We start from the raw sequence: 12,840 nt of genomic DNA on the forward strand, positions 1-12,840 counted from the left end.
TCGCATGTGATGTCGACAATATAGACAAGAGCGCCAGACTTGCCTGCACTTAGTTGTCGGTGAAAGTAGATTTCACCTTTCACCGACCAGTGGTCAGTTATCATTGGCAGAAGCTCTTTGTAGGCTTCCGGCCAAGAGAGATCATCGATGGCGGACATTAACAACACTCCGCAGAAGTACCACCAAGGACTGTGTGATCTTGCGCGGCGGAACTTTCCTTTGGCATGATACACAAGCAAACGTGTGAACCAAGTTGTTTGGAGACACTGGTCAGAGTTTTATGCGTGATGGTTGAACCTGCCCAGTGAAAGCTCAATGCACCGCAAGATGCTTGAATGTCCGCTTTTGAGCAGTTGCGAAACAGTCTTAACGCATCGGTGAAGGTCTCCTTTGGGCCGCAAGCTCCTCAGATTTCGTGTGGCTGCCTCGGTGAAACAAAATTGCATCTGTGGTCTGCTTCGAACCTTAAGTGCAAAATACAACACCCAATTCTAACGACAGTGATGCTTTTGATAGTCGACCATGGAGCGCGTAAGAATAACTACTGACTTCAACTCACGATGAATGCTGAATCATCTAACTCATAAGCTGCCAATACCTTACGCAATAACATCAGCCATCATTCGGGCGATAACAACCAGAAGAAAGATGCCGAATGTGATCTCCAGCTTCCGGGGAGACAGTTTGTGCGCAAATCGTGCACCAAACGGTGCGGCCAACATTGAAAACGGTATAACTAGCGTCGCACCCAGCAGGTGCACATAGCCCAATGTCCAAGGCGGCAGTGATTCCAGCCCCCATCCGGCATAGATATAGCCAAGCGTAGCCGGGATCGCGATCAGTATGCCCAAGCCAGCGGAAGTTGCCACGGCCTGATGGATTGACTGGCCAAAGCTGGTCATAAAGAGGTTGTTCAGGTTGCCGCCTCCAATACCCATGAACGTCGACAGAAAACCAATACCGAACCCGACACCATTGGTGACAGGGCGAGATGGTAGATGATCACTCAATGTCCAGCTTGCGCGGTTGAACAGCATCTTGACCGCGATTAGCAGTGCAACCGCGGCAAAGATAACGCGCAGCACATTGCCCGAAACCCCGCCCACAATCAGCGAAGCCAAAACAACGCCGAACGGCACCCAGAACATCCAGGCCTGCAGCAATTCGGCATTGCCCGCCCCTTGACTGCGATGGGATCGATAGGATCGGACTGCGGTGGGAATGATGATTGCCAGTGATGTGCCTACCGCCATATGCGCGACGACATCGGGGTTCACGTTCAGATATGGGAAAACGGTAATCAGGATTGGCACCAAAATGGCTCCGCCGCCAATACCGAAGAGCCCAGCCAGAAATCCTGCCAGGATACCGGCCAAACCCAATCCAATCGCAAGGATGAGAAACTCTGCCATTCAGATTATACCCATTTCGAAAAGATAACCTACGTCTTGCCTTTATCACGCACGACTAGGACTGAGCATTCGGCATGTCGTACGATCCGCGCCGCCTTGGGACCCAGCAGGTAGTCTTTTAGATCAGGGCTTTGCGAACCAACGACGATGAGATCAACATCCAATTTTCCGGCGGCTTCAAGAACTTCGACATAGACATTGCCGCTGCGTAGGTGGAAATGCACATCTGTACCTTTCGGTAAATCCTCGGCAAGCAATTCCAACGCTTTATGGCTTTCGGCTCTGTGAGCGTCTTCAAATCCTTCGGGGATAAACTGCGCCAACGGGCTGAGTGCCTTTTGTTCCGGGACCACATGCATCAGGTGCAGGTGGGTGTCGGGTTTTACAAGATCACGGATCTCAGGACACAGCATTGCCCAACAGTCACTGTCCAACAGGTCGATGGCGACCAGAATGTGTCGAGGCATCTGTTATCCTTTCGACGTCAGGTATTCGGGGAGCCACAGCGCGATCTGCGGGAACACGGTCAGTAGAATGACACCAACCACCATCAGCAAGAACATGGGCAGGGCCGAGCGGGCAATGAAACCCAGATCGCGCCCCGTCATGCTTTGCACGAGAAACAGGTTAAACCCAACCGGCGGAGTGATCATCGCCATCTCGGCAACCAACACCACGAAGATGCCAAACCAGATCATATCGATCCCCGCGCCACGTACTAAAGGTTCAACCACGGCCATCGTCAAAACGATGGACGAAATCCCGTCCAGAAAGAATCCAAGCACCACGTAGAACAGCGTCAGAGCCGCGATCAGCATCCAGGGGCTGAGGTTCATGCCACCAATCCACTCGGCCAGCGCGCGCGGCAATCCGGTGAATCCCATTGCCAGCGTCAAAAAGGCCGACCCCGCCACCAACAGCATGATCATCGCCGTGGTTTTTGTGGCGCCCATCAACCCGTCGATAAATTTTTCCCAGTTTAGCGATCCTTCCAGAATGGACAGTAGCAAAGCGCCCAGAACGCCTAGAACGGCGGCTTCGGTCGGAGAGGCGACACCGGCATAAATCGACCCGATGACAATCAGGATCAGACCAACAACCGGGGCCAATTGCAGAATGCCCCGCCCTCGCTCAGACCAAGAAGCGCGTTCCTCGCGCAAGGCGCGGCCAGCGGGGTTCAGCATGCCCCAGATGATGATGTAACCCATGAACAGTACGGCCAGCATCAGCCCCGGGAATATCCCTGCCATGAACAGGCGCGTGATGGATTCCTGCGCTGTGACCCCATAGACAATCATGATGATTGAGGGCGGGATCAACAGGCCCAGCGTCGAAGCTCCAGCCAGCGTGCCATAGGCCATATTGTCGGGATAGCCGCGCTTTTTCAGCTCGGGCACGGTGATCTTACCAATGGTGGCCAGCGTGGCCGCAGACGAGCCCGAGATGGCAGCAAATGTGGCGCAGCCCACGATATTCACATGGATCAACCCGCCCGGCAGATGCCGCATCAGGGGTGATAGCCCGTTGAACAACCCCTGGGATAATCGCGATCGGAACAGGATCTCGCCCATCCAGATAAACAACGGCAGCGAGGCAAGCCCCCAAAGCGCCGAATGGCTCCAGACTGTGGTGGCCAGCGCATCACCGACCGGGCGCGATGTAAACAACGCCATTGCGATGAACCCGACCCCCATCAGGGCCAACCCGATCCAGACGCCCAGGCTGAGCAAACCCAATAGGGCAACGACCATTAATATGGCGAGCGTTGTTTCAGTCATCGGTTATTCCCAGCTTTCGGATTTGTGTTCAGCTGCAAGACCCTGAAGGTCGCGCCGGATCAGCGCGCGTATGAGCGCCAGCACCAATACAAATGCAAACAGACAGAACCCAAGGGCAAAGGGGGCTTGGGGGATCCAGATCAGAATTTCATCCGATCCGTCGCTGCGATCCTCATACAGCCAGGAAGTATGGGCCATCCGCACCAGAAAATAGGCCAGGTATGTGGTCATCGCGGCCGAGAGCGCCAGCACGAGCACCTCAAGCACATAGCGTGAGCCCGAGGGCAGTTGATCGATGATCATCTCGACCCGGATATGCCCATGCTGACCAAAGGTATATGCCATGCCCATCGCGCCTGCAGAGGCCAGGCAATAGGCCGCATAATCAGTCAATCCCGGGACGTAGACTCCAATCGCACGGCTGACCACACTGGTAATGACAAGGCCGGTAAGAACGATAATCGCCAAGGCAGCCAGCACACCGCACAGGCGGCTGATGACATGGATGCTGCGTCCTAAAAGGTCTTTCATGTTTCCTCCGGTCCTTAAGTGCAGGGCAGCCGGGGCAGCCCTGCCAATAGGTGTTGAAACCGTGTGGCTATTTCGCCGCATTATAGGCGTCGAGCGCGGCGGCACCCGCATCCCCGGCATTGTCGGCCCATTCTTGTGCCATCGTCGTGCCGATTTCCTGGAACGAGACGGCCAGTTCCGCCGTTGGCGCAGCCACGGTCATACCGTTCTCGGCCATTGTGGCGTTATATCCGTCGGTCACGCCTGCCACGGCAGCCCAGACATCGGTTTCAGCCTTTGCAGCGGCATCCATGACCACTTTCTGCGTGACCTCGTCCAGACCGTTCCAGGCGTCCAGATTAACGATCACGGCACTTTTGGGCATCCAGGCGTTCACGGTGTAGAAGTGATCGGCATAGTCCCACATCTTCTGGAAGACTCCGATGGCACCAGATCCCATCATGCTGTCGGCCACGCCGGTTGAAAACGCCTGGCTGATCTCGGTCGCTTCGGTTTTGGTCGGTGTCGCACCCATCAGCACCGCCAGACGTGAGGTATTGGCGTCCGCGGCGCGGAACTTGGCACCATCCATATCCGCCATAGATTCAATCGGATTGGCCGAGAACAGCCCCTGAGGTGGCCAAACCGGCATGAACAACAGCTTCATGCCACGCTCTTCCAGTGCCGCCTCAATCGCGGGTTTTGAGGCCTGATACAGCGCCCATGCCTCATCAAAATTGGTGGCGACAAACGGTACAGTGTCGAGGCCAAAGATCGGATCTTCCTTGGCATGCGCGCCCATGTAGCGGCCCCCGATAGGAACCTGCCCTGACCGCACGGCGCGCAGTATCTCGGACCCTTTATAGAGCGACCCCGCCGGATGCACGACAATCTCAAGCGCACCGGCTGAGTTGGCGGTCACGTCCTCGGCAAAGGCGATATAGGATTGCGAAATGAAGTTCTTGCCGGAATAGGCGGCCGGCATGTCCCACTTTTCTTGCGCCTGAGCCAATGTCGCCGCTGCTGATATCGCAAGCGCTGCAACACCGGTTTTCATGAATGGTCTAAGCATTTTTTATCTCCCTGAATGTTTGTGTTTTAGTCCACGATCACCAGATCGCGAGGGTATTGCGTCAGCACTTCGCAACCGGTCGCAGTGACGCGGATGCTGTCGCTGATGGCCATGCCGAAATCTTCGCGGAACATGGTCGGGATAATGTGAAAGGTCATGTTTTCCTGGATCATCAATGGATCGTCAGGACGGATGGCATAGATATGCCCCTCGGCCCAGTTGGGCGGAAAGCCGATCCCGATGCCATAGGCGACACGGCTTTTGAAAAACTTGCCCAGGCCCAGTTTTTCGATCCCGGTCCGACAGCGCCGATCGATTTCACCTGCTGTTTCACCCGGTTTGATCACATCAATCGCGGTTTCCAGAATACCAATCAGCGCATCGGCCGTAGCTTTCTGTTCATCCGTGGGTTTCCCAACCACGGCCGAGCGCGACATCATCACATGATACCGGTCGACGCAGCCCGCGCCCTCAAGCAAAACCACATCGCCGCGTTCGATCACCTTGCGTTTCCATAAGGCAAAACACAGGGCCGAGCGTCTACCGCTCACCACCATGGGCGGGTGTCCGATATATTCACTGCCTGCCGCGATGGACCCCTGATAGAGCGCCGCCGCCACGTCATTATCGGTGCACCCCGGCGCTATGGTTTTCAACGCCGCATCCATACCCGCCTCGACCGCGCGGGCCGCCTGTCGCATCCGGTCGATCTGAGCCGGGGTTTTGACGGGGCGGTATTGTTCGATCACTCCGTCCCAATCCTGAAATCCAACCGAATCCAACCCGGACAGGTGTCTGTAGTCGCGGACATTTAGATACCGGGTGCCTGTTTCCAATCCGATCTGACGTAAGCCCAGCCGTTCCAGAAATCCGCAAAGGACATCGATATGATCTTGCGTGTCCAGTACCGCCTCGACCCCGCCAATCGTTGGCAATGCAAGCGCCATGTCGCGGTTGACGACCCGCGTGATAACGGTGGGCAACCCTTCTTTGGGGACGAACATGCATTGAAATGTGAAATAGCCGATGGTTTGAAACCCGGTCAGCCAGAACATATTCTCGGGGTCGAACAGCAAGGCGCCTCCCAGCCCCCTGTCTGACAGATCCGCCTGGATCATGTGCAACCGAGCAGCAAAGTCAGAGGCATCAAACGCAAGTTCGCCCGGCCAATGGCCCGAAGTCTGGGCAGGGGCAGACAAGTCAGCAGCAAATTCGATCATGGCATGTTCATTCATTATCAACATTGCCAGACAGTTTGCGATTGATTTAGTATAATCTCAAATAACTTGTTTTACACTCAGACAGAGAAAAAGTTATGAATGCACGGCAAGTCGAGATTTTTCGGATGGTTATGCTGACCGGATCAGTAACAGAATCCGCAAAACGCCTGAACGTCAGCCAACCTGCAGTCAGCAAACAATTGCGTTTGTTGGAAGACGACGTGGGTTTTACCCTGTTTAGTCGCAACGGAAATCGTCTGCATCCCACAGATGAGGCCACCGCCCTGTTTGAACAGGCCGAGATGCTGTACCGGGGTCTGGATCAGCTTGATCGGTTTGCCGAGGATCTGCGCGAAAGCCGGCGTGGGATGCTCAGAGTTGCGGCAATGCCGCTGCTCTCACAAGGCTGGTTACCGTGCACAGCGGCGACTTTTCTAAGCGACCGGCCGGATGTTTCGCTGTCACTGGTCGCACGTAGCACCGATTGGATCGCCCGGTCTGTTGCCGCGGGGCGCTCTGATCTAGGTTTGGGCCTTTTCCGCAAGGATGAGTTGGGCGTGATACAAACCCCCTTGTTGCAATTGCCCTTAGTCTGTGTGTGCCCGAAGGGGCATCCGCTGGGCGGGCGGAAGCGGATCGAAGTTGACGATTTGGCGGGTCACGATCTGATTGCACCCTCGAATTTCGACCCTTTGCACCTGGCATTGCCGCAGCCATTGTCGCAAATAATATCGTCTCAACCGCGCAGATTAGAGGTGTTTACCACCCAAACCGCGCTGGAACTTGCCATGAATGGTGTTGGTATTGCTATCGTTGATGCTATGACCGCGCTTGAAAGGCCTTCAGACACAGTCGTCGTGCGACCGCTGGGTCAGAATATCGGTTTTAACATCGTACTTATGACCCCTAGACACAGGTCCAATTCGCGTCTGGTTCAGTCCATGCAGCAACAGCTTGTAAGTGATGCGCTCAGCGCTCAGGAGCGCGCGTTTCAATATGTTGCCGCGTGTGAAACATAACTTGTGTTTAGACTGATATAGAGAATTCTTGCATCTTATTATCCATTCGCCCACACATGATGCGCTGCCAGACTCGTTAGGATATGACATGGAGTTCACCACACGGCCTGACATCACCGGGCATTTTGGGATCGCAAGTTCAACCCACTGGCTGGCCAGTCAAACCGCGATGCGTATGCTCGAAATTGGCGGTAACGCCTTTGATGCCGCAGTGGCCGGTGGGCTGGTTTTACAAGTGGCCGAGCCACATCTGAACGGTCCTTTGGGTGAAGTGCCCATATTATTGCACCATGCCGACAGTGGCGCGACCCGCGTGGTGTGCGGGCAAGGCCCCGCGCCCGCTGGCGCAACGATTGACGCATTTCGCGCGCTTGGGATTGACCAGATCCCGGGCACGGGATTACTGGCTACAGCGATCCCTGGCGCGTTTGATGCCTGGATGCTGATGCTGCGCGACTATGGCACCCTCGATCTGTCAGAGGTGATGCAGCCAGCCATTGATTATGCAACGCATGGCGTGCCGATGACATTGAAGTTGATCAAGTCGATCACTCAGTTGCGGGGGTGGTTCGCTGCCGAATGGCCAGAAAATGCAGCGATTTACCTCGATAATGGTGACGTCCCATCGGCAGACAAACCACTGAAAAACCCCATCCTCGCGGATATGTACACCCGTATTTTACACGAGGCCACGGGCGCTGTGCAGGACCGGTCGGATCAAATTGAAGCGGCGCGCAATGTCTGGAAAACCGGCTTTGTCGCCGAAAGCATCGATCGGTTTTCTCGCACGACCACGCATCTGGATGTGACCGGACAGCGCAATGGCGGGCTGCTGACCGGTGAGGATATGGCGGGTTGGTCGGCCATTTATGAGGACCCCATCACGCTGAACTATCGCGGCCATACCGTTTGCAAGACCGGACCATGGGGTCAGGGTCCGGTGCTGTTGCAGGGGTTGGCAATGGCCGAGCAGTTTGAGGATCACCTGCGCGACCCAAACAGCGCTGATTTCTATCACACGCTGATTGAGATCATGAAGCTGACCTACGCCGACCGGGAAACCTATTACGGCGACCCGAATGTGGTACAGGTCCCGATGGCGCAATTGCTGGGGCGAGATTACGCACAAAGCCGCGCAGAACTGATTGGCGATCAGGCCAACAATACATGGCGACCCGGCGACATCCCCGGTTTCGGCCATCCCGTAGACTATCACAGCGCCGCCACTAAGGTATTTGACGCCAAGGCGCTGGCGGCGATGGGTCTGGGTGAGCCGACTTCCAAAAGTGAAAGCGGTAGCGGTGATCCGGGGCCCGCAACCGGTGATACCTGCCACATTAGCGTGGTCGACCGCTGGGGCAACATGGTGTCGGCCACCCCGTCCGGTGGCTGGATGGAATCCTCGCCCGTGATCCCAGAGCTTGGTGTGTGTCTGGGCACGCGTCTTCAGATGATGAGCCTAACGCCGGGTGCGCCCGACATGCTTTTGCCGGGTAAACGTCCACGCAGTACGTTGACGCCGACGATTGTTCTGAACGACGCTGGCAAGCCCTATATGGCAGTTGGCACCCCGGGTGGCGACAAGCAGGATCAATGGCAACTGGCGTTTTTGATCCGCCATCTGTTGTGCGGCATGTCCCCGCAACAGGCCAACGATGCGCCAGGGTTCAGCTCGACCCATTGGCCAGGCTCGTTCTACCCGCGCAACGCTGAGCCTGGGCAAATGAAAATTGAAGCCCGCGCGGGCCGCGAAATTATTGCCACGCTGAATGCCCGTGGCCACGTCGTCACCACAGCACCGCCTTGGTCAGAAGGATGGATTTGCAGCGCAATGATCACCGCTGAGGGAACGTTGTCTGGGTCTGCCAGTGCCAGAGGAATGCAGGCCTATGCACTTGGGAGATGATCAGAAAGCGTTGACTGCTATTTGGTAGCGAAAGGTGAGGAGAGCCCAAACTGGCTAATGCTGCACCGCGCATGACGGTCAACTTTGGCACGCGCGTATGGTCATGATTGTGAATGTCACAACCGAGAAAGTTGTTATCGGCTAGAAAAAATGCTTTGGTTTACCTTGGTAAAAAATCGAGTTCTTTAGGCAACTTGTCTGATGATTTATAAGGCGATCCAATTCAATCTGACCTTCGTCGAAGGCGAAGGCAATGTTGCAGACATGCCGACTCACGGCGGGATATACGCCGAAATTCATTGGCCAACCCGATCAATTCGTATTGGCGAAACCGGCAATTCGATGCGCGGACGTAACCGCTTGCATATGAGGTGGGCTGACAAACACCGCCACGGTACGCACAACGAGAAAGAAGCGGCTCGTCAAGGGATCATCGTCGATCTTGTGAGGGAATGGGGCTCTGAAGGTCTTGAGTACTACGTTATTACGGACGACCCGAGAGTGCGCGCAGATCGAGAAGTACGTGTCGATTGTGAAAGGCGATTGCATGAATGGGCACGAGTGCAAACGGAGTTCCGGAACATCAACACTCAGAAAGGCTACCGAACCCGAAACTAGTTTGCCGCTTTGGAGTTCGAACTGCATGGCTGTTTAGCGGAGAATATATCGGTCGCAATTCCCGCCCTAATAAGTCAGATGAGGATTGGTGCACACATAAGCAAGAGAGGCTAAATCGACATACAGTGGAAAATCAACAACGGCAGCATTGTCCCGCAGACCGTGAGTTTGACTGATGCTGAAATTTGCCCCGCAGCGAAAGTCCGGTTCGGTGAAGCTGCGTTGCAGCACAGACTGACCCTCCGAATGGCTAGTATGGGCCGTGAGACTCAGTGGGGCAGGCAGCAGCACTGCCTGCCTGAGAAGCACATTTGTTCTGTCATGCCGACGCCGTCTTGGGCCATTCTGCCTTCAACAGCCGTGCAAAGATCATCACATGCGTGACCAAAAGTACCGGGACAAAGAATGTTGGAATGAACCAAGTGGGGCCAAAGTAGTTAATTGCCTCGGCTTGGCGCAAGGCGTTCACCAGATCTACAGTACCAAGGATGTTGAAACCCCACACCAACGGAAGGGCGGCCACTGATCCCCATCGCAAAGCGATAAGCGCGGCGATTGCCAGAAACGCCGAGAGTAAATCGCCATAGCTGGCGCTGGTTGCAAACGCCTCGGGCAATCCTCCGTTGTTGAGATTTGGTACCATGAAGCTCATTCCGATGTGTCGGAAAGCATGCGGCAGCAGCAGGATTGAGAGCGCCGCCGCCGCCGACAGCCGTGCAAGCCAGGGTGCAACGTACCACGCCGCGATCAGAGCAAAGACAAGGAGACTCATCGCGAACTGAAGAAGGAATATCACTGTGGGCGTCATCTGATCGGTCCTTTCGATATGCGTTTGTTTACGTGAATTGGAGGTAGGCAGACCTTCACCCTCGAACCGCAGTTTGCGATACGCTCACCTCGGCCCGGATCGCCCCCAATGATGCGGCCGGAGCAATCTCGTGGGCTATTCCAGTGGCGACATCATAAAGCAAGGCTGAGACGGTGATCGCGTCCGGTACCTCCGATGCTACCCCTAGGCGCTTGATGTCTGCGAAAAGGTCGCTTTCCTGATCCGTGATCGCGTACTCGGACACATCTATCCCAAGCTTTTTCAGCAGCGCGTCCTGAAGGTCTGGATTGGACAGCCGCTGGGCTCCACATTGTGTGTGCTGCATCAGGATTACGTTGAACGCCTGTTCGCGGCCCTCCGTCATGACGCTCACCAGAAAGGCGAGGGTGGCGATTTCTTCGATTGCGGCGCGTGTAACCCGTCCGCCATTGTTTCGGATTACAACCGCATCACCAAGCTCCAGCCCGAGGATGTGCGCGGGATCGACCCGGGCATCGCCGCAGGTCAGAACAACCGTTCGCAACTTTGGCAGGATCGGCAGGTTAGCACTGTCAAAGCCCGCCGCGAATTCTTGGTTTCGAGTGATAAGTTCGTCCTGAATGTTCATTCAGAGGTCCTTTCGTCTTGGGGGACAATCCTTCGTCTTGCGTAGTGTCAGGCGACACGCATCGGTGCGGTCTTTCCGGCGGTGGGCTGGTGACTTTCCGCCCACGCGGCGTCGTCTTGGCAATACGACGGGGACGAAAGCTGTACATAGTCTCGCTGCATCTGGGCGCGATCAAGATCGAAGGAGCGCGTCGTGAGGATCTTCAGAAAGCTGCCGATCGCGCCTATGCTGCGGGACAGGCTGCGCACTAGGTCCGGTTGATCAGCGACCTTGCGCCGTACAATGCTTTCGAAGGCTTCAGGTTCGTGCCCGCTGACTTGGAACACGTCTTCGGTTGGGGCGTTCACCGCGAATGCGCCTCGCCTGTACTCTTCTGAATAGATTGCAAGCTGGGTGACTGCCGCTTCCGAATAGTTTGCTGGGCGCAGGGCTTTCAGCGCCTTGACCATCATATGCTCGGAAATGTCGACATAACGTACTCGCCGCCCCAGCGCGCGGCCCATTGCTTCAGCGATCTCGTTGGGTGACAACAGCGTTGGGCCCGTGGGACGATATGTCTTGCCTGCATGGTGTGCCGGATCCGTCAAGGCACCGACAACCACGCAGGCAATGTCTTCGTTTGAGGGGGCGGCATTCTTCTTCACGTTGCCGTCGCCGAGCGGCATCGTGAACTGCCCAAGATGGGCCGCCATGCCCAGTACCATCAGGTAGTTTTCGGCAAACCAGCCGACATTCACCGTGGTCACAGACATCTCGGGACGCATGCCGATCAGGATGTCGCCCAGATAGACTTCGCGTGTAAACAGGGATGGGTGATCCACGCTGGAAAGCCATTGGCTTAGCGTAACGACGTGTTCAATCTTTGCTTGGTAAGCCGCAGCAGCAAATACCGCGTTGAAGTGCAGCCCGTTGGGTGCCGTCGGGGCGCATTGATAAGCCCGCTGCACGCCATTCATGGCCTTGCGCATGTCGCTCAGGGAATACTGGTCACCCACGAACAATTCAGCACCAGCGCGCTCAAGTAGGTCAGAACGATGATCTCTCCGCCGTATGAACGCACGGACAGGGTAAGCTTTTGCTTTGAGCTGAAGCGCGACTTGCAGCCCGGTCTTACCGCTTGCGCTTGTGACGAGGATCTTGGGCTTGGCAGGCACGGGCACACTCCTTTAGATGATACTTGCAATCTATAATTTAGATGATACATGTAATCTTAAATGTCAACCCCGTCTGGGAGCGCGAAAATGCCGAGGATGTCGGAAGCGGAAAAACAGCGCAGTCACAACAGGATACTGGATGCTGCAGCGCAGTTGTTCCGCGAACGCGGGGTCGAAGCGACCAGCGTCGCTGACGTCATGAAGGCAGCCGGAATGACACATGGCGGTTTCTACCGGCACTTCGAGTCGAAAGAAGATTTGATCGCAGCATCCTTCCGGCACGCGGTCGACGATGTGGTTTCAGACATGGAGCGCGAAGAAACCAGCGAAGGGCGAAAGAAGGAGCGCCAAGGCTACATAGCTAAGTATCTTTCCCAAGCTCACGCTCAAGATAGTCGGAACGGATGCCCGTTGGCGGCGATGGGTACAGAGCTTGCTCGCACAACGGGCGCGCCCCATCAAGTGGGCGCACAGGCGTTAGATCGCATGGCGGCCCTTTTGCAGGACACGTCGGAAACCGGTTCGGGTCAGGGCTTAGCTGCGATGGCGCTCTTGATGGGCACGATTACCCTGGCTCGTCTGACGGGATCCGAAGAAGAGGCAGACCGAGCGCTGGAAGCAGGGCGCACAGCCATAGGTTTGCTTCAGGACTATTGGCCGAAAGAAAGATCCTGACTGTGGCAAAGTATCCAGAGAATTTGACGGCTATGTTTTG

The 12,840-nt window shown here is 55.8% G+C and carries 13 protein-coding genes; 4 read left to right on the forward strand and 9 right to left on the reverse strand.

Annotated features, from left to right (window positions below; translation table 11 throughout):
• Positions 1-599: 599 nt before the first annotated feature.
• The 6 genes from Q0816_RS22920 to Q0816_RS22945 all read right to left on the reverse strand — a co-directional run bounded on the left by Q0816_RS22920 (position 600) and on the right by Q0816_RS22945 (position 5,992).
• Positions 600-1,412 (reverse strand): sulfite exporter TauE/SafE family protein, encoded by an 813-nt coding sequence (locus Q0816_RS22920; protein ID WP_298855000.1) that lies wholly within the window; start codon positions 1,410-1,412, stop codon positions 600-602.
• Positions 1,413-1,441: 29 nt separating this feature from the next.
• The gene (locus Q0816_RS22925) at positions 1,442-1,879 is read right to left on the reverse strand and encodes a universal stress protein (protein WP_298855003.1); all 438 of its coding nucleotides are present in this window, start codon (positions 1,877-1,879) and stop codon (positions 1,442-1,444) included.
• 3 nt (positions 1,880-1,882) lie between these two features.
• Entirely contained in the window at positions 1,883-3,190 is a 1,308-nt protein-coding gene (locus Q0816_RS22930) for a TRAP transporter large permease subunit (RefSeq protein ID WP_298855005.1), read from the reverse strand.
• A 3-nt stretch (positions 3,191-3,193) separates the two neighbouring features.
• Entirely contained in the window at positions 3,194-3,721 is a 528-nt protein-coding gene (locus Q0816_RS22935; protein WP_298855007.1) for a TRAP transporter small permease, read from the reverse strand.
• Positions 3,722-3,788: 67 nt separating this feature from the next.
• Positions 3,789-4,772: a TRAP transporter substrate-binding protein gene (locus tag Q0816_RS22940; protein ID WP_298855009.1), complete on the reverse strand. Its 984-nt coding sequence runs from the start codon at positions 4,770-4,772 to the stop codon at positions 3,789-3,791.
• Between the two features lie 26 nt (positions 4,773-4,798).
• Positions 4,799-5,992, reverse strand: coding sequence for a Xaa-Pro peptidase family protein (locus Q0816_RS22945; RefSeq protein WP_298855011.1), 1,194 nt, complete (start codon positions 5,990-5,992; stop codon positions 4,799-4,801).
• Between the two features lie 95 nt (positions 5,993-6,087).
• Here Q0816_RS22945 and Q0816_RS22950 point away from each other — a divergent pair, with 95 nt between their 5' ends.
• The 3 genes from Q0816_RS22950 (at position 6,088) to Q0816_RS22960 (ending at position 9,535) form a co-directional block, all read left to right on the forward strand.
• Complete coding sequence (locus Q0816_RS22950) at positions 6,088-7,011, forward strand: LysR substrate-binding domain-containing protein (protein WP_298855013.1); 924 nt, start codon at positions 6,088-6,090, stop codon at positions 7,009-7,011.
• Positions 7,012-7,099: 88 nt separating this feature from the next.
• On the forward strand, positions 7,100-8,917 hold the full coding sequence (locus Q0816_RS22955; protein WP_298855015.1) for a gamma-glutamyltransferase family protein: 1,818 nt from the start codon (positions 7,100-7,102) through the stop codon (positions 8,915-8,917).
• Positions 8,918-9,118: 201 nt separating this feature from the next.
• Complete coding sequence (locus Q0816_RS22960) at positions 9,119-9,535, forward strand: hypothetical protein (protein WP_298855017.1); 417 nt, start codon at positions 9,119-9,121, stop codon at positions 9,533-9,535.
• A 319-nt stretch (positions 9,536-9,854) separates the two neighbouring features.
• On the opposite strand, the gene Q0816_RS22965 is transcribed toward Q0816_RS22960, so the two are convergent.
• Genes Q0816_RS22965 through Q0816_RS22975 form a run of 3 tightly spaced genes read right to left on the reverse strand, consistent with a single transcriptional unit; the run spans position 9,855 to position 12,125 of the window.
• A complete protein-coding gene (locus Q0816_RS22965) occupies positions 9,855-10,343 on the reverse strand; it encodes a hypothetical protein (protein ID WP_298855018.1) in 489 nt (162 codons plus the stop codon).
• Positions 10,344-10,398: 55 nt separating this feature from the next.
• On the reverse strand, positions 10,399-10,971 hold the full coding sequence (locus tag Q0816_RS22970; protein WP_298855021.1) for a carbonic anhydrase: 573 nt from the start codon (positions 10,969-10,971) through the stop codon (positions 10,399-10,401).
• A gap of 47 nt (positions 10,972-11,018) precedes the next feature.
• Entirely contained in the window at positions 11,019-12,125 is a 1,107-nt protein-coding gene (locus Q0816_RS22975; RefSeq protein ID WP_298855023.1) for an NmrA family NAD(P)-binding protein, read from the reverse strand.
• 87 nt (positions 12,126-12,212) lie between these two features.
• Here Q0816_RS22975 and Q0816_RS22980 point away from each other — a divergent pair, with 87 nt between their 5' ends.
• Positions 12,213-12,800, forward strand: coding sequence for a TetR/AcrR family transcriptional regulator (locus Q0816_RS22980; protein WP_298855025.1), 588 nt, complete (start codon positions 12,213-12,215; stop codon positions 12,798-12,800).
• The last annotated feature ends 40 nt before the right edge of the window (positions 12,801-12,840 follow it).

Origin of the sequence: uncultured Ruegeria sp., from assembly GCF_947497005.1 — a bacterium.
Lineage (GTDB): Bacteria > Pseudomonadota > Alphaproteobacteria > Rhodobacterales > Rhodobacteraceae > Ruegeria.